The sequence below is a fragment of the Changchengzhania lutea genome, assembly GCF_006974145.1.
GTDB lineage: Bacteria > Bacteroidota > Bacteroidia > Flavobacteriales > Flavobacteriaceae > Changchengzhania > Changchengzhania lutea.
In genome coordinates this window covers 18289-37101 of record NZ_CP039456.1, presented here as the reverse complement: position 1 = coordinate 37101, position 18813 = coordinate 18289, and the positions used below count along the sequence as shown (strand labels likewise).

The window sequence follows — 18813 nt, the reverse complement described above, 5'->3', positions numbered from 1 at the left end:
CCTATCCAGATTATTATCCGGATGGGTTTTATTTCTTTGGTGTGATAAACATAGTCATACGCTTACCTTCTAGCCTTGGCATTTGTTCTACTTTGCCAAGTTCTTCAAGATCTTGTGCTAAACGCAACAATAATATCTGACCCTGTTCTTTAAATATGATAGAACGTCCTTTAAAAAACACAAATGCTTTCAGCTTTGCGCCTTCTTTTAAGAACTTTTCTGCATGCTTCTTTTTAAATTCGTAATCGTGATCATCAGTTTGAGGTCCGAAACGAATTTCTTTCACTATAACCTTAGTCGCTTTCGATTTTATGGCTTTGTCACGTTTCTTTTGTTCATAAAGAAACTTCTTATAATCCATAACCTTACAAACAGGCGGATCAGCTTTAGGTGAAATCTCAACAAGATCAAATCCTTGTTCATCTGCTATTTTAAGAGCATCTCTTGTATCGTAAATCCCTATTTCAACGTTGTCTCCTACCAAACGTATTTTTGGCGAGGTGATTTTAGAGTTAATTCTATGCTTATCCTCTTGTATTACCCTTCTATTGGGTTGTCTTCTTCTTCGAATTGCTATGGCCTTATATTTTTTTTGTTAAACTTATTTAAAACGTTTTTAACGTTTTGCTAATTTCTAATTTTATTAATTCTGAAAATTCTAATACACTAATCATGCCTAAATCTTCACCACCGTGTTTTCTTACCGTTATCTTGCCTTCTTGTTCCTCCTGCTCCCCAATGATAATCATATACGGGTGTTTTTGCATTTCAGATTCTCTAATCTTCTTACCAATAGTTTCATTTCTATGGTCTACAAGGGCGCGAATTTCGTCATTTTCTAGCAAATTTAAAACTTTTTCAGAGTATTTTTCATATTTCTCACTAATTGAGAGAATAATGGCCTGTGTTGGCATAAGCCAAAGTGGGAAATTACCGCCTGTATGTTCTAATAATAATGCTACAAAACGTTCCATACTTCCAAAAGGAGCACGGTGTATCATCACCGGTCTGTGCAACTCATTGTCACTACCTTTATAGGTTAAGTCGAAACGCTCTGGCAAGTTGTAATCTACTTGAATGGTACCCAATTGCCAACGTCTACCTAAGGCGTCTTTTACCATAAAATCCAATTTCGGACCATAAAAAGCGGCTTCGCCAGTTTCTATAACAAAATCTAATCCTTTATCGGTGGCCGCATTAATTATTGCTTGCTCCGCTTTTTCCCAGTTTGCAACATCTCCTATATATTTATCAGGATTTTCAGGATCCCTTACCGAAACTTGAGCAGTAAAGTTTTCGAATCCTAAGGATCCAAATACGTAAAGTACTAGATCGATAACATCTTTAAACTCTTTATCGAGTTGCTCAGGCATACAAAACAAATGCGCATCATCTTGAGTAAAGCCTCTTACACGCGTTAAGCCATGTAATTCGCCACTCTGCTCGTAACGGTAAACGGTACCAAATTCGGCATAGCGCTTTGGTAAATCCTTATAACTCCATTGAGCACTGTTGTATATCTCGCAGTGATGTGGGCAGTTCATTGGTTTTAATAAAAACTCTTCTCCTTCTTTTGGAGTATGAATGGGTTGAAAACTATCTTCACCATATTTAGCATAATGTCCAGAAGTAACATAAAGTTCTTTTTGACCGATGTGTGGAGTAATTACCATTTCATAACCCGCTTTCTTTTGGGCAGCCTTTAAGAAGTTTTCTAATCGTTCGCGCAAAGCAGCACCTTTAGGCAGCCACAGTGGCAAACCTTGACCTACTTTTTGAGAAAATGTAAACAGCTCTAATTCTTTACCCAGTTTTCTATGGTCGCGTTTTTTTGCTTCTTCTAACAATTGTAAATATTCCGTTAAGTCCTTTTGCTTAGGGAATGAAATACCGTAAACTCTAGTCAGTTGAGGCTTATTTTCATCGCCTCTCCAGTAGGCACCAGCAACCGATAGTACCTTTACGGCTTTTATAATGCCCGTGTTTGGGATATGGCCACCACGGCATAAATCGGTAAATGTAGAATGATCACAAAATGTTATAGTACCATCCTCAAGGCTTTCAATCAATTCCGTCTTAAAAGGATTATCCTTATATAATGATAGCGCATCTGCTTTCGAAATAGCCCTCATATTAAAGTCATGTTTACCACGGGCAATCTCTATCATTTTATTTTCAATAGACTTGAAATCCTTTTCAGAAATGGTATCTGCTCCAAAATCAACATCATAATAAAACCCATTTTCTATAGCAGGGCCAATAGTGAGTTTGGCATTAGGATACAATTCCTCAATCGCCTGTGCTAAAACATGCGCAGAAGAATGCCAGAATGCTGTTTTACCTTCATCGTTATTCCATGTGTACAAAATTAGGGACCCATCCGTGGTTAAAGGTGTAGCAGTTTCAATAGTGGTGCCATTAAATTTTGCCGAAATCACGTTGCGTGCAAATCCTTCACTAATACTTTTAGCAACCTCCATTGGAGTAACGTTTTCTTCAAACGTTTTAACAGTCCCATCTGGTAACGTTATATCTATCATTAAATCAATTTAAATTCTGGGTGCAAAGATAATAGTATATACAAACACATACAATATATATATCCTTATAATTTCACTTGTGCGTTTCCCCTAAAAAAAGGTTTGGGGGGTCGGACCTTTATTGGTGCGCTTCTATTTTGAATTATTGAACTGATGAACATAAATGTTTCGCCATATCTTTTTTGTGTGCACTGGTTTGGGTATTATATAAGGAGTCTTCGCTATATAATAAGGTAAGTATTTAAACCAAACAAGGGGTCAATTCCAAACAGGGATGCCGCTTCAATCCCTAATGTGATATGCTGGCATTGTTTGTTATGGCATCATCAGGGTTTAGGTTTTTTTTCTAGAAGCAGTTTTGTAAAGGGCCGTTTTGTGCCCTGGCAGGGTGAGGGTGCTCGCCACCATGCCCCAAAGTCCAAAGCCAACGGACAAAGGCCAAAGGCAAATAACAAAAAAGGAATCGGCTATAAATAACAGATACCAAGGGTGTTAAAGTGTGTTAGAAAAATAATCAAAAAAAAGCATAAAAAAGTCATTGTGAAATAGAAAAAGGGTCGTATGTTTGCACCCGCTAAAAACAGCAGTATGCTTTTAGTGGGATCCTCACCCTTCGGGGGAGATGTCCGAAAGGACAGAGGGGGATAAAGTTCATATAGATACAGGTTTGATTTGGTTGAAAAGGTTAAAAAAACTTTTTCAAAAAAAGATTAAAAAAGTATTGTGGGAATAAAAAAAGGGTTTTATATTTGCACCCGCTTAGCAAGGAAACGAGCTAAGGGAAGATAAAAAAAGTTCATAGACATATTGAATTGACAGCGTAAGATTCTTACTGGAAACGGTAAGGGTCAACAAAGAGAATAGATTATTTTGAGCATTAGAAATTCCTATTAGTTGTTAAAAGTTGATACCTTAATTTATTAAGCGTGTCACACACAAATTAACGATGAAGAGTTTGATCCTGGCTCAGGATGAACGCTAGCGGCAGGCCTAACACATGCAAGTCGAGGGGTAACATTGTAGCTTGCTACAGATGACGACCGGCGCACGGGTGAGTAACGCGTATACAATCTACCTTTTGCTGAGGAATAGCCCAGAGAAATTTGGATTAATGCCTCATGGTATGTGGACTTCGCATGGAGGCCACATTAAAGGTTACGGCAGAAGATGAGTATGCGTTCTATTAGCTGGATGGTAAGGTAACGGCTTACCATGGCAACGATAGATAGGGGCCCTGAGAGGGGGATCCCCCACACTGGTACTGAGACACGGACCAGACTCCTACGGGAGGCAGCAGTGAGGAATATTGGACAATGGGGGCAACCCTGATCCAGCCATGCCGCGTGCAGGAAGACTGCCCTATGGGTTGTAAACTGCTTTTGTACGGGAAGAAACACTGCTACGTGTAGCAGCTTGACGGTACCGTAAGAATAAGGATCGGCTAACTCCGTGCCAGCAGCCGCGGTAATACGGAGGATCCAAGCGTTATCCGGAATCATTGGGTTTAAAGGGTCCGTAGGTGGATGATTAAGTCAGGGGTGAAAGTCTGCAGCTCAACTGTAGAATTGCCTTTGATACTGGTTATCTTGAATTATTATGAAGTAGTTAGAATATGTAGTGTAGCGGTGAAATGCATAGATATTACATAGAATACCGATTGCGAAGGCAGATTACTAATAATATATTGACACTGATGGACGAAAGCGTGGGGAGCGAACAGGATTAGATACCCTGGTAGTCCACGCCGTAAACGATGGATACTAGCTGTCCGGCCTTCGGGCTGGGTGGCTAAGCGAAAGTGATAAGTATCCCACCTGGGGAGTACGTTCGCAAGAATGAAACTCAAAGGAATTGACGGGGGCCCGCACAAGCGGTGGAGCATGTGGTTTAATTCGATGATACGCGAGGAACCTTACCAGGGCTTAAATGTAGATTGACAGGTTTAGAGATAGACTTTCCTTCGGGCAATCTACAAGGTGCTGCATGGTTGTCGTCAGCTCGTGCCGTGAGGTGTCAGGTTAAGTCCTATAACGAGCGCAACCCCTGTTGTTAGTTGCCAGCGAGTCAAGTCGGGAACTCTAACAAGACTGCCAGTGCAAACTGTGAGGAAGGTGGGGATGACGTCAAATCATCACGGCCCTTACGTCCTGGGCTACACACGTGCTACAATGGTAGGGACAGAGAGCAGCCACTGGGCGACCAGGAGCGAATCTATAAACCCTATCACAGTTCGGATCGGAGTCTGCAACTCGACTCCGTGAAGCTGGAATCGCTAGTAATCGCATATCAGCCATGATGCGGTGAATACGTTCCCGGGCCTTGTACACACCGCCCGTCAAGCCATGGAAGCTGGGAGTGCCTGAAGTCCGTCACCGTAAGGAGCGGCCTAGGGTAAAATTGGTAACTAGGGCTAAGTCGTAACAAGGTAGCCGTACCGGAAGGTGCGGCTGGAACACCTCCTTTCTAGAGAAAGACGGCCAATAGGAAGCACAAAAAACCAAGACGATAAATAGTCTGTTCTCATTGCTGTTAATTTAACAAAATAAGTCGCCAGTATACGGTGCTCAGTATTCGGTATAAAACTGAAGGCTGAAAACTGAACGCTGAAGACTAAAAACAGTCTCATAGCTCAGCTGGTTAGAGCGCTACACTGATAATGTAGAGGTCGGCAGTTCGAGTCTGCCTGAGACTACAATCATCCCCCAACCCCCGAAGGGGGCTAAAAACAGGGGAACGTTCATTAGATATTGAAAAGGAAATTCTAGAAGTGGTTATCCACCCAATTAGTCGGCTAACGACTGCAGACTGAAAACTGTGGACTGCCAACTGGAAAACGGGGGATTAGCTCAGCTGGCTAGAGCGCCTGCCTTGCACGCAGGAGGTCATCGGTTCGACTCCGATATTCTCCACGAATTGCGCAAGCAATTAAAGTTCATTGACATATTGAAAAAGATACATGAAAAGTAAAATTAGATTTATCTAATTTTATAATAATAATTGTATAATTAATTACACTCACAACGAGCGATGTGTAATTAATTAAGATTTATTTGTTTTAATAACAAGTAAATCGAAACTCATTAAAAAAGCAAAAAGTACAATAAGCTAAATAAGGGCGTATGGGGAATGCCTAGGCTCTCAGAGGCGATGAAGGACGTGATAAGCTGCGAAAAGCTGCGGGGATCAGCACACATGAATTGATCCGCAGATATCCGAATGGGGCAACCCGGCATGTTGAAGACATGTCATGCCGTAAGGCAAGCAAACCCGGAGAACTGAAACATCTAAGTACCCGGAGGAGAAGAAAACAAAAGTGATTCCGATAGTAGCGGCGAGCGAAATTGGATTAGCCCAAACCGGTATTGTTACGGCAATACCGGGGTTGTAGGACCACGATATTCGAAGCAGGATGAATTAGAACCCTTTGGAAAGAGGGGCCATAGACGGTGATAGCCCGGTATAAGCAAAGAATGTCTAGATAGTGGTATCCTGAGTAGTGCGGGACACGAGTAATCCTGTATGAATCTGTCGGGACCATCCGATAAGGCTAAATACTCCTGAGAGACCGATAGAGAACCAGTACCGTGAGGGAAAGGTGAAAAGAACCCTGAATAAGGGAGTGAAATAGAACCTGAAACCATACGCTTACAAGCGGTCGGAGCGGACTTAGGTCTGTGACGGCGTGCCTTTTGCATAATGAGCCTACGAGTTACCGTTGCTAGCAAGGTTAAGGACTTCAGGTCCGGATCCGTAGCGAAAGCGAGTCTGAACAGGGCGCTTTAGTTAGTAGTGGTAGACGCGAAACCGTGTGATCTACCCATGGGCAGGGTGAAGCTGTAGTAACATACAGTGGAGGCCCGAACCGATATACGTTGAAAAGTGTTCGGATGACCTGTGGGTAGGGGTGAAAGGCCAATCAAACTCGGAAATAGCTCGTACTCCCCGAAATGCATTTAGGTGCAGCGTTGATTTATAGTTTTATAGAGGTAGAGCTACTGATTGGATGCGGGGGCTTCACCGCCTACCAATTCCTGACAAACTCCGAATGCTATAAAATGTTGATCAGCAGTGAGGGCATGGGTGCTAAGGTCCATGTCCGAGAGGGAAAGAACCCAGACCATCAGCTAAGGTCCCAAAATATATGTTAAGTTGAAATAACGAGGTCGGACTGCTTAGACAGCTAGGATGTTGGCTTGGAAGCAGCCATTCATTTAAAGAGTGCGTAACAGCTCACTAGTCGAGCGGTTCGGCATGGATAATAATCGGGCATAAACATATTACCGAAGCTATGGGATAGAAATATCGGTAGGGGAGCATTGTAGTGTCGTCGAAGGTGTGCCGTGAGGCATGCTGGAGAAGCTACAAAAGAAAATGTAGGCATAAGTAACGATAATGCGGGCGAGAAACCCGCACACCGAAAGACTAAGGTTTCCTCAGCTATGCTAATCAGCTGAGGGTTAGTCGGGGCCTAACGCGAACCCGAAAGGGGTAGTGGATGGACAACAGGTTAATATTCCTGTACCTGCTCACGTTAAAAGTGACGGAGGCGAAAAGTTGGTGCGTACTGACGGAATAGTACGTTGAAGCGAGTGGTAACACCGCGATAGTACACTGAGGCTTCGGTCAAGGTGATAATCCAGCAGATCGACTTCCAAGAAAAGCAAGTGAAGCAGCCCGTACCCTAAACCGACACAGGTAGTTGGGATGAGAATTCTAAGGTGCTCGAGAGATTCATGGCTAAGGAACTAGGCAAAATAGACTCGTAACTTCGGGAGAAGAGTCGCCACCCCTCGGGGTGGCCGCAGTGAAAAGGTCCAGGCGACTGTTTATCAAAAACACAGGGCTATGCTAAATCGAAAGATGACGTATATGGCCTGACACCTGCCCGGTGCTGGAAGGTTAAGTGGAGGGTTTAGCTTCGGCGAAGATCTCAAATGAAGCCCCAGTAAACGGCGGCCGTAACTATAACGGTCCTAAGGTAGCGAAATTCCTTGTCGGGTAAGTTCCGACCTGCACGAATGGTGCAACGATCTGGACACTGTCTCAGCCATGAGCTCGGTGAAATTGTAGTATCGGTGAAGATGCCGATTACCCGCTGTGGGACGAAAAGACCCCGTGCACCTTTACTATAGCTTAGTATTGGTTTTGGATAAGTAATGTGTAGGATAGGTGGGAGACTTTGAAGTGGCGTCGCCAGGCGCTGTGGAGTCATTGTTGAAATACCACCCTTTGCTTATCTAGAGTCTAACCCTTTTTTAAGGGGACAGTGCTTGGTGGGTAGTTTGACTGGGGTGGTCGCCTCCAAAAGAGTAACGGAGGCTTCTAAAGGTTCCCTCAGCACGCTTGGTAACCGTGCGCAGAGTGCAATGGCATAAGGGAGCTTGACTGAGAGACCTACAAGTCGATCAGGTACGAAAGTAGAGCATAGTGATCCGGTGGTTCCGCATGGAAGGGCCATCGCTCAAAGGATAAAAGGTACGCCGGGGATAACAGGCTGATCTCCCCCAAGAGCTCATATCGACGGGGGGGTTTGGCACCTCGATGTCGGCTCGTCACATCCTGGGGCTGGAGAAGGTCCCAAGGGTTGGGCTGTTCGCCCATTAAAGTGGCACGCGAGCTGGGTTCAGAACGTCGTGAGACAGTTCGGTCTCTATCTACAGTGGGCGTTAGAAATTTGAGTGGATCTGACTCTAGTACGAGAGGACCGAGTTGGACAAACCTCTGGTGTATCTGTTGTTCCGCCAGGAGCATTGCAGAGTAGCTACGTTTGGAAGGGATAAGCGCTGAAAGCATATAAGCGCGAAACCCACCACAAGATGAGATTTCTTTAAAGGGTCGTGGGAGATGACCACGTCGATAGGCTATAGGTGTAAGGGCAGTAATGTCATAGCCGAGTAGTACTAATAACCCATAGGCTTATTGTATGGCCCCCTCTAACTCCCCCAAAGGGGGAGGACACTTACTCGAAAGGGTAATGAGGGGACGTTGTTTTTTTATAGGTATATTATTATAGTTCATGTAATTTTTTCAATATGTTAAGATATCTGTTTATCCAAGTGGTAAACGCTGTATGCTAAAGGCGATAGGCCAATAGCGAGCAGCTATGACTTAAGGTGGTTATAGCGACGGGGCTCACCTCTTACCATTCCGAACAGAGAAGTTAAGCCCGTTAGCGCCGATGGTACTGCATTTGTGGGAGAGTAGGTCGTTGCCTTTTTTGGTCCCCAACATTTATTTGTTGGGGACTTTTTTTTGGAATAAACTCAAGTTGAAAACAGGGCCATGGGGAATACACTAAATCTGGCCATCACAGGTGGAGTGATAACATCCCTTCGTCTGTGCTTTGGATTAATTGCTAGTGGAGCTTTATTTTTTATTAAAAAGCCGTCCAATTAAACTTCATAAATTATTATCTTCAAAACATAATATAAAAATGCTTAATGGCTATAAATAAAGAACTGGAATTGGCATGGGAGTTTGTGAATAATACAAACCGATCTATTTTTTTAACGGGTAAGGCAGGGACTGGAAAAACCACGTTCTTGCACCGATTGAAAATGAATAGTTTGAAACGTTTGGTGGTGGTTGCACCTACGGGTGTTGCAGCTATTAATGCGAAAGGTGTGACCATACATTCTTTTTTCCAGATGCCTTTTGGACCTATTTTACCTGACTCAGATTTAAATGTTTCCAAAGGGTTTAATAGGAAATTCAGTAAGACGAAAATCAATATCATTAAATCGATGGATTTATTGGTTATCGATGAAATTAGTATGGTACGCGCCGATTTACTAGATGGGATTGATAGAACCTTACGCCGGTTTAGAAATAGGACGAAAGTGTTTGGTGGGGTACAGGTTTTGATGATTGGCGATTTACAACAATTATCACCTGTTATTAAGGAGCAGGAATGGGAGTTGTTGAAACACATTTATAAGAACGGGTTCTTTTTTAGTAGTCATGCCTACCAACAATGTGATGCGGTAACTATTGAGTTGAAACATATTTACAGACAGGACAACCCTAAGTTTATTGAGATCCTTAACGAAATTAGAAATAATGTACTATCAGAGGTGGCTGCTACGGAATTGAATAAACGGTACATTCCAGATTTTACACCAGAGCCCAATACGGGGTATATCTCCTTAACTACACATAATAACAAAGCAGAAGCTACTAATAATACTGAGTTGGATAAATTAGATACTAAAAAGTATATATATCAAGCTGAAGTGGAAGGGAAATTTCCGGAGTATGCGTATCCGAACAAGGCGTCTTTAGTGTTGAAAGTGGGTGCACAAGTGATGTTTGTTAAAAATGATAGCAATCCTGATAAACGATACTTTAATGGGAAAATAGGGAAGGTCATTCTGTTAGATAAAGAGGAAGTAGTTGTGCACTGCCCCGACGATGATTTTAATATTAATGTCACACCAGAAATTTGGGAGAATATCAATTATACAGTTAATGCCGAAACTAAGGCTATCTCTGAAGAAAGAATAGGGTCTTATAAGCAGATGCCATTACGTTTAGCCTGGAGTATTACCATTCATAAGAGCCAAGGTTTAACTTTTGAAAAGGCCATTATTGATGCCCAGGGAGCTTTCGCTCACGGACAAACGTATGTCGCTTTAAGTAGATGTAAATCTTTGGAAGGATTGGTTTTAAAAAGTAAAATTCACTCTAGCCAGATTATTAGCGATAGTCATGTGCTTTCATTCAATAAAGGCACTGAGCAGAATCAACCTGATGAAACCGTTTTAGCATTATCGCAGAAAAAATTTCAATTGGATTTGATATTCGAGGTTTTCGATTTTTACTCATTATTATATCCTGCAAATCGAGTTTTGGATATTTACTATAAAAATAGAACTATTATAGAAGGCCCTGTTGAACTTGTTTTTTTAAATATTAAAACGGTTCTAACTAACTTATTAAAAGTGAGTAATAGTTTTATGACACAGTTAAGACAATTATCTGAAGATGAAGGATTACCTGAACATAGTGCTAAAATTCAGGAGCGCTTTAAAAAGGCTATCGGTTATTTTAAATCAGAAACTGACACACATATAGTGACACCTCTAAAAACCTTCGCTTTTACGACCGATAATCAGACCGTGGGAGGGGACATTACTAAGAATCTAGATGCTTTTGAAGAATTATTGGGTGCCAAAATGTTGTATTTTAATAGTTTAACAAAGGGTTTTAGAGCACAAGAGTTCCTAGAATTGCGGGCTAAATCTGTGTTTTTGGGTAAAGAAAAACCTAAAAAGCTTAGAAAAACAATTATTGATGGCACGAGCAATATAGAATTGTTTGAATTGTTGAGGGTGCTTAGAAATGAGATTGCCCAAGAAAAAGATTTAGTACACTTTCAAATTTTTACACAAAAATCTTTATATGAAATGTGTGAAACCTTACCTACTAACAAAACTGAGCTGCTTCAAGTTAATGGCATGGGAAAAACCCGAGTCGAAAAATATGGTCATGCTATTTTGAAAGTGATTAACAATTTTTGTAATGAAAACGATATTGAAACATTAGGTAAGCACGAGTTTTTTGAAGAAGTAAAACCGAAGAAAAAAAAGGGGGTTACCAAGACAATATCTTTAGAGTTGTTTAAATCTGGTAAGTCTGTTGAAGCCATTGCCAAAAAACGGGAACTCAATGAGAATACGATTTTTGGTCATTTAGCCAGTTTTATAGATACAGGCGAAGTCAAAATCACAGATTTAATTTCAGAACAACATTATAAAGAATTGAAAAAAACGATTCCAGAGAAAACCTTTGAAACCTTATCAGATTTAAAACATCAATTGGACGAAAAATATTCTTATGGTGAGTTGCGTTTGGTTATTGAAGCATTAAAGGCTTCTGATTGAAAAATGGCTAAGTATTAATATGAATTTTGTAAGGATGCGAATGCTATAAGACTAACAGCGAAATGAATGCGTTTAATTTTATATATCTATTTTAGTATCCATGAATATTATTATTGAATCTACACTTAAAACCCTTCGGAAATCACAATTGTTATTAGATGCTTTATCAGATGAAACGTTGTGTAATACTTCGGTTTCTCCATATTATTCAAGCATAGGCACGCATATAAGGCATATTTTGGATTTTTATGATTGCATTTTGAATGAACGTGAAAACGGTTCAATCGATTTAACAGTTCGAAGCAGAAATAAGGACGTTGAGACTAAATGTTGCTATGCACAATCGTATTTAAAAGTCATTATTGAAAAGCTTGAGCATTTTAGTAATGATATTGACGATGTCGTCATAGTGGTGGATGACCTAGGTTTAGGTAAAATCGAGATGAAGTATACCTATGCGGCTGCATTATCACAAGCTAATAGTCATGCGATACATCACTACGCCATCATCAATTATATTCTTGATAGATTAGGGGTGAAAATTACCGATGAGGATTTTGGCTTTAATCCAACGACACCTAAAGAAAGCCTTTTAAATTAAGGGGTGCTCTTTTTGAAAATACTATCCATTATCGTATTTATTCCCTTAAAAATTAGAAAAATAGCCATGGCACACACTAAGCAACCAACTATTAATAAGGGAATATATAGTGGCTTTTCAAGATTACTAAAGGCCATATGAATTAGTGTTGGACCCATAAATAGGCTTAGGAGTGCAAATACCATGGTCTTTATACCTTTAAAGAGTAAATCCCTATCTGTTTTTTTGGTTGTCATCTCTGTAGTTTTGAATAGCGTGTCTTACACTATGGTGTTGGTTTAATAGTTTTTGGGCTTCGGTCTCAGCAATGTTCAGCTCCCTCATAATCATTTTCACACCTCTATCTAACAGCTTATTATTGCTCAATTGCATATCTACCATTTTATTATCCTTAATACGGCCTAATTGAATCATACTGGTTGTGGTAATCATATTCAGTACTAGTTTTTGAGCGGTACCTGCTTTCATCCTTGAGCTTCCTGTAACAAACTCTGGACCTACTATAACTTCAATAGGGAATTTTGACACTTGTGACAGCGGACTATTATAATTACAAGTTATACAGCCTGTACTTATATCATTTTCATTACAGGTCTCTAGGGCTGCAATAACATAAGGTGTTGTTCCTGATGCAGCGATACCTATAACCATATCCTTATCTGAAACATCATAGGCTTTTAAATCTTCCCAACCTTGGGTAAGTGAATCTTCTGCAAATTCAACGGCTTTTCTTATTGCCTTATCACCACCAGCTAGCAGGCCAATAACCAAATTATGGGAGACGCCAAATGTTGGTGGACATTCAGAAGCATCTAAAATACCCAAACGACCGCTAGTTCCGGCACCTATATAAAATAAACGACCCCCGTTTTTGAGTTTTAAAACCGTTTCATTCACTAAGGCTTCTATTTGAGGTAGCGCTTTCTTAACTGCCATGGGTACGGTTTGATCTTCACTATTAATATGTTTTAACAGCTCTGTAATGTTCATAGCCTCAAGATGATTGTAATGAGAATCTTGTTCGGTAGTTTTTGTATAGCTCATGACTCAAAAATACATATTTTAATTAGTATCTATATTGGGATGTGTAAGAGAATTTATTCAACTGTATAAAGAAACTCTGAAACCTCAGATGTTCTAAAATAGCCATATGGAAAATTATCGGGGTTGGTTTGATTAATGCAGTTCCCCCGCACGGCGACCGGTTGAGCCTCAAAAGGATCTCCATTTTCATTATCAGTTTGTTGTAACAATATATTCATAAACTCATAATTACGACTTGAAATTCCGTAACTTCTAATATTCATGATGTTGCCAGCCTCCAAATTTTCATCAGTATGAAATCCAAATATCTCATTGCCATCTGTAAATTCATCGTCATAAACCTCTAAACTTAATGTGCCATGGCTTGTATTGAAATATTCAAATAGGTAAAAATTCTCAATCCCCTGTGGGTCTTTATAAAAGGCTTTAATTTCTATTTCTTCTCCTGAGAATCCACCATCATTTTTCTGTTCTACATAATCGATATTGCTCACCGGTAGCATAGTTTCTGTGGCCAAATACGTTTCATTATTATATACAATGCTAAGGTTGTAAGTTTCATTTATAGCTGGAATAAATGAATTATTTACATACAAGCCCGTATCAGTTTCTTCAATAAAACTAAAGATATTATCATTTGAATCTTTTACCATAACAGTAGCGCCGTTGGCAGGTATAATAGTATCACTGTAGAAAGGCGCACTTAATGAGAGTTTAATTATTTGTTGATCTCCCGCAGTACCCTTAACCCAATCTAAAGAGGCATCTATAACGAGTCTTGGCGTTTCGTTTTGTAAATCGACATCTATCACATCTTCACAAGTGAAAAAGATCATACAGAAGGGTAATAGGTATATAAGTTTTCTCATGTTCTTAAAATTTGAAGTTATAGGAAATAGAAGGCACGATGCCAAATATGGATAACCTTCTTGCTTCATTAACGTTAGTATCACTATTTTGACCAAATGATATGGATGCGGCATTTCTACGATTATAGACATTATAGATTCCAAACACCCAGTAACTTTTCCATCCCTTGACTTTGTCTGGTTTTGGTGTATATGTTGCCGAAAGATCCAAACGGTTATATGATGGCAATCTATCTGCATTTCTGTTGCTGTAACTTGGAATTATAACACCATTATATTGATATTGGCCGTTTGGAAATGTAGCAGGCTGTCCTGTTTGAAATATAAAATTAGCATTTAATTTCCATTTGTTATTCCAGTCATAACTTCCAGTAAAGGACACATCGTGTGTTTTATCATAAGGGGTGTTGTACCAATTTCCGTTATTTATCCCCAATTCATTTTTATCTCGTCCTTTGGTTTGCTGCTCAGATTTAGAAAGGGTATAGGCTAACCAACCTTTAAATTTACCTTCGGTTTTTTTTAATAAAAACTCTAAACCATAGGCTCTGGCTCTACCATTTAAAATGACCTGCTCAATAGCATTATTGGCAATTAAATCAGCTCCATCAATATAATCGATTCTATTTTTTACTGTCTTATAAAAACTTTCCACTTCTAAAGAGTAGGTGTTGTCACTGAAATTTTTAAAATAACCAATGGCATATTGATCGAGTAGTTGTGGTTTGATGTATTTTCCGCTTGGAGCCCAAACATCTAAAGGCGTGGGGGAGCTTGTATTGGAAAGTAAATGCAGGTATTGTGCCATTCGATTGTAACTGGCTTTAACAGAAGATTGTTGGGTCAATTGATACGCTAATGATGCCCGAGGTTCTAGATTGTGAAATTGCTCAATAGCCTCACTACGGTTAAAAGTTTTCGTCGCTATGGGGTCTGCCTTTTCATAAATTTGAAAATCTTCGTTAAATAACACGGGCTTGTTATCTTCGTAAAGATTAAGTCCATCCTGTCCCAATCGCCAAAAAGAACTAAAGCGTAGACCATAAGACAAGGCCAGTGTATTGGAAAGTTTGTGCTCAACATCTAAATATACGGCATTTTCAAAAGCATATTTATCGGTTAGTTTAAAAGGATTGATTCCTGAAGAGGACACCGTAGGTTTTATTTCACCTGGATTGAATTTGTAGTATATGGAATTTATGCCATATTGAAGTTTAAGGTTATTGTTAAGGTAATGCTTAAAATCGTACTTTAAATTGAAATTTTGAATTCCAGAAACCCAATCAAATTCAACAAAGTTAAGTTTTAAATCATAATAATAATCAGAATAGATTAGGGATAAGTTAGAGAATAATTTATCTGAAAATAAGTGATTCCACCGAAAGTTCAACACAGAATTTCCATAAGTATTTTCAAACGTATCTTCAATCCTGAAAACATCACGCCCAAAATACCCAGAGAGATAGATGTTATTATTGTTGTTCAAGTTATAACTTAACTTGGTATTCAGGTCATAAAAATAGGCAATATTATCAATGTCGAAAAGCGGTAAAAATAAATGGGCATAACTGGATCTGCCACCAAACAAAAAGGAGCCTTGGTCTTTTTTTAATGGACCCTCAAGAAGCAATCGACTTGATATGATGCCCACACCACCATTACCATGAAATTCTTTACTGTTCCCTTCTTTTTGATAAATATCCAAAACAGACGACACCCTGCCTCCATAACGCGCAGGAATACCACCTTTATAAAGTCTTAAATCTTTGATGGCATCTGGATTAAAAACAGAGAAAAATCCAAATAAATGTGAGGAGTTATAAATGATGGTTTCATCTAAAAGAATGAGGTTTTGATCTGCTGAACCACCTCTAACGTTGAATCCAGAGGAACCCTCACCAGCATTGGTAACACCAGGTAACAGGGTAATGGCTTTTATTATATCGGCTTCTCCAAGTACCACGGGAATCTCCTTTATGGTACTGGATGTTAAGCGGTTTACACTCATTTGCGGTGCCTTGATATTAATTTTTTCAATATTTTCAGTGATGACTACTTCGTCTAAGTCCTCAACCGCATCTGTTAAGCTAAAACTTTTGGTAATATCTTGTGAAAGGATTAGAGTTTCACGTATGGTATTAAATCCTAAGTAGCTAATAGTCATGTTATATGTGCCTTCTGGTAGGGTTATGGAATAAAAACCATATTCATTAGTTGTTGTTCCAGATTGGATTTCAGGAAAAATAATATTGACACCAATGAGGGTTTCATTACTTTCTGCTTCTGATATGGTACCACTCAAAGTGAATTTTTGCTGCGCATTTAAGGACACATTATATAAGCTGAACGCACACAAAAGCAACAGCATGATTTTTTTCATTTAGCAATTTTTTATAAAAATATAAAAAAAGCCCCGAGCAGGGGCCTATTAAAAATTTTAAACAATTGTATTAATTTATAATAGAATTGAATGATTCGATAGGTCGCATAACCTGATTAATCAAAGATTCTACAGGTTCATAATAACCACCAATATCAACAGGCTTCCCTTGAACAGCGTTTAGTGCTTCAATGATTACAGTTTCATTATTAGCCAGTTTTTCAGCCATTCTTGAAAATTCTTCTTTTAATTCAGAATCTTTAGATTGCTTTGCCAATTCCTGCGCCCAGTACAAGGCTAAATAAAAATGGCTTCCTCTGTTATCTAGTTCCCCAACATTTCTTGAAGGCCCTTTTCTATTTTCTAATAATGTATCGGTGGCATCATCTAGCGCTTCTCCTAAAATTTTAGCTTTTGGGTTGTTATTCACTTCGCTATAATGCTCTAGAGACACAGCTAGGGCTAAAAATTCACCCAAAGAATCCCAACGTAAATGATTTTCTTCCAGAAGTTGTTGCACGTGCTTTGGTGCAGAACCACCAGCACCAGTTTCAAATAAACCACCACCATTCATTAAAGGGACAATAGACAGCATTTTTGCACTGGTTCCTACTTCTAAAATAGGGAACAAATCTGTTAAATAATCACGCAATACATTCCCCGAAACCGAAATGGTATCTTTCCCATCCTTTAATCGCTCACATGTAAAAATAGTAGCATCAATAGGTGATAAAATCCTTAAATCCAATCCGTTGGTATCGTGATCTTTTAAATAGGTATTTACTTTTTTAATAATTTCAGCATCATGCGCTCGTTTTTCATCTAGCCAAAACACCGCTGGTGTTTGAGAAGCACGTGCACGAGTCACTGCTAATTTAACCCAGTCTTGAATGGGTACGTCCTTGGTCTGGCACATTCTCCAAATATCACCTGTTTCCACATGATGCTCTAATAACGTCTTTCTTTCGGCATTAATAATGCGCACAATCCCATCTGAAGCTATTTCGAATGTTTTATCATGTGAGCCATACTCTTCAGCTTTTTGGGCCATTAAACCAACATTGGGAACCGTCCCCATAGTGGTTGGGTCAAAAGCGCCATGTTTTTTGCAAAAGTTAATAGTTGCCGCATAGATTCCTGCATAACTACTATCTGGAATAATCGCTTTTGTGTCTTGAAGTTGGCCTTCTGCATTCCACATTTTTCCAGAAGTACGTATCATAGCAGGCATAGAAGCATCTATAATAACATCACTAGGCACATGTAAATTGGTAATTCCTTTATCGCTATTTACCATAGCTATAGAAGGCCCATTTTTAAAAGCGGAATCAATATCAGCTAGAATCTTATCCTGTTTTGCTTGTGGTAATTTCTGAATATTTTCTAATAGGTTTCCAAAACCGTTGTTTACATCAACACCAATTTCTTCAAAAGTATCTGCATATTTTTCAAAGACGTCCTTAAAATAAGTACGTACGGCATGACCGAAAATGATAGGATCGCTCACCTTCATCATCGTGCCTTTCATATGCAACGACAATAGCAATCCTTTTTCGTTTGCATCTTCAATTTCATTTTCAAAAAAGGCTAGTAATGCTTTTTTGCTCATGATTGTAGCATCAATAATTTCACTATCTAACAAGTTAAAACTATCCTTTAAAATGGTCAGATTTCCATTGTTATCGGTATGTTGAATACTTATTGAAGTGGCTTCCGTTAGTGTAACCGATTTTTCATTATGCGCAAAGTCGCCTTCGGTCATGGTGGCAACATGCGTTTTAGAATCACTAGACCAAGCACCCATAGAATGCGGGTTCTTTTTGGCGTAATTCTTAATGGCTTTAGGGGCTCGTCTATCTGAATTCCCTTCACGAATCACTGGGTTTACAGCACTACCTTTTATCTTATCGTAACGTAGTTGAATATCTTTTTCATCATTAGAAGGCTCATTAGGATAATCGGGTATCGCAAATCCTTTAGACTGCAATTCTTTTATAGCTGCTTTTAATTGCGGTAAAGACGCACTAATATTAGGTAATTTTATAATATTGGCCTCTGGTTTTTTTGCTAATTCTCCCAAAAATGCGAGGTCATCAGATACGCGTTGATCGTCATTTAAAAAATCTGGAAAAGCAGATAATATACGTGCTGCCAATGAAATATCCTTAGTTTCAATTTGTATTCCGGAAGATTTTAAAAAGGAGGTCACAATGGGTAAAAATGATCGTGTTGCTAAAGCCGGAGCCTCATCGGTTTTGGTGTAAATTATTTTTGACATGCGGTCGTTTTATTTAATGTTATAACCTTTACAAAGAACTATGTGATAAAGGCGGTTTTTTCGCGTTGCGAATATACAAAAAATGACACTTAAAAATGTTCAATCTCTACAGGAAAAGCGTTTAAAATATGGCGTTTTAAAAGAATACTAAAATTAGATTGGTCTCTTAAGTATTTAGCAAAAAGGGATTAAAGTCTTTAATAAATAACAAAAGCCATA

General features: G+C 39.3%; 9 protein-coding genes, 2 tRNA genes and 3 rRNA genes. 7 read left to right on the top strand and 7 right to left on the bottom strand.

The window, feature by feature from the left end:
- Positions 1-28: 28 nt before the first annotated feature.
- Both infC and thrS read right to left on the bottom strand, forming a co-directional pair.
- Positions 29-490 carry a translation initiation factor IF-3 gene (gene infC, locus FAF07_RS00150; protein ID WP_394344968.1) on the bottom strand — a complete coding sequence of 154 codons (462 nt, stop codon included), beginning with the start codon at positions 488-490 and terminating at the stop codon, positions 29-31.
- Between the two features lie 115 nt (positions 491-605).
- On the bottom strand, positions 606-2540 hold the full coding sequence (gene thrS, locus FAF07_RS00145) for a threonine--tRNA ligase (protein ID WP_142783183.1): 1935 nt from the start codon (positions 2538-2540) through the stop codon (positions 606-608).
- Positions 2541-3483: 943 nt separating this feature from the next.
- On the opposite strand from thrS, the gene FAF07_RS00140 reads away from it, so the two are divergent.
- The 7 genes from FAF07_RS00140 to FAF07_RS00110 all read left to right on the top strand — a co-directional run bounded on the left by FAF07_RS00140 (position 3484) and on the right by FAF07_RS00110 (position 12023).
- Positions 3484-5003, top strand: a 16S ribosomal RNA gene (locus tag FAF07_RS00140).
- Between the two features lie 155 nt (positions 5004-5158).
- Positions 5159-5232, top strand: a tRNA-Ile gene (locus FAF07_RS00135).
- Between the two features lie 143 nt (positions 5233-5375).
- Positions 5376-5449 (top strand) — tRNA-Ala (locus tag FAF07_RS00130).
- Between the two features lie 189 nt (positions 5450-5638).
- Positions 5639-8464, top strand: a 23S ribosomal RNA gene (locus FAF07_RS00125).
- 185 nt (positions 8465-8649) lie between these two features.
- Positions 8650-8757 (top strand): 5S ribosomal RNA (gene rrf / locus FAF07_RS00120).
- The 16S, 23S and 5S rRNA genes sit together here with 2 tRNA genes alongside, the layout of an rRNA operon.
- 223 nt (positions 8758-8980) lie before the next feature.
- Positions 8981-11422, top strand: coding sequence for a helix-turn-helix domain-containing protein (locus FAF07_RS00115; protein WP_142783182.1), 2442 nt, complete (start codon positions 8981-8983; stop codon positions 11420-11422).
- Between the two features lie 100 nt (positions 11423-11522).
- Positions 11523-12023: a hypothetical protein gene (locus FAF07_RS00110; RefSeq protein ID WP_142783181.1), complete on the top strand. Its 501-nt coding sequence runs from the start codon at positions 11523-11525 to the stop codon at positions 12021-12023.
- On the opposite strand, the gene FAF07_RS00105 is transcribed toward FAF07_RS00110, so the two are convergent.
- The 5 genes from FAF07_RS00105 to FAF07_RS00085 form a co-directional block, all read right to left on the bottom strand.
- Complete coding sequence (locus FAF07_RS00105) at positions 12020-12259, bottom strand: DUF6095 family protein (protein WP_142783180.1); 240 nt, start codon at positions 12257-12259, stop codon at positions 12020-12022. The genes FAF07_RS00110 and FAF07_RS00105 overlap by 4 nt on opposite strands.
- A complete protein-coding gene (murQ, locus tag FAF07_RS00100) occupies positions 12237-13067 on the bottom strand; it encodes an N-acetylmuramic acid 6-phosphate etherase (protein ID WP_142783179.1) in 831 nt (276 codons plus the stop codon). The genes FAF07_RS00105 and murQ overlap by 23 nt, the downstream gene beginning before the upstream one ends.
- Before the next feature lie 53 nt (positions 13068-13120).
- Complete coding sequence (locus FAF07_RS00095) at positions 13121-13936, bottom strand: DUF4249 domain-containing protein (RefSeq protein WP_142783178.1); 816 nt, start codon at positions 13934-13936, stop codon at positions 13121-13123.
- 4 nt (positions 13937-13940) lie between these two features.
- The gene (locus FAF07_RS00090; RefSeq protein ID WP_142783177.1) at positions 13941-16316 is read right to left on the bottom strand and encodes a TonB-dependent receptor; all 2376 of its coding nucleotides are present in this window, start codon (positions 16314-16316) and stop codon (positions 13941-13943) included.
- 70 nt (positions 16317-16386) lie between these two features.
- Complete coding sequence (locus FAF07_RS00085; protein ID WP_142783176.1) at positions 16387-18594, bottom strand: NADP-dependent isocitrate dehydrogenase; 2208 nt, start codon at positions 18592-18594, stop codon at positions 16387-16389.
- Positions 18595-18813: the final 219 nt, after the last annotated feature.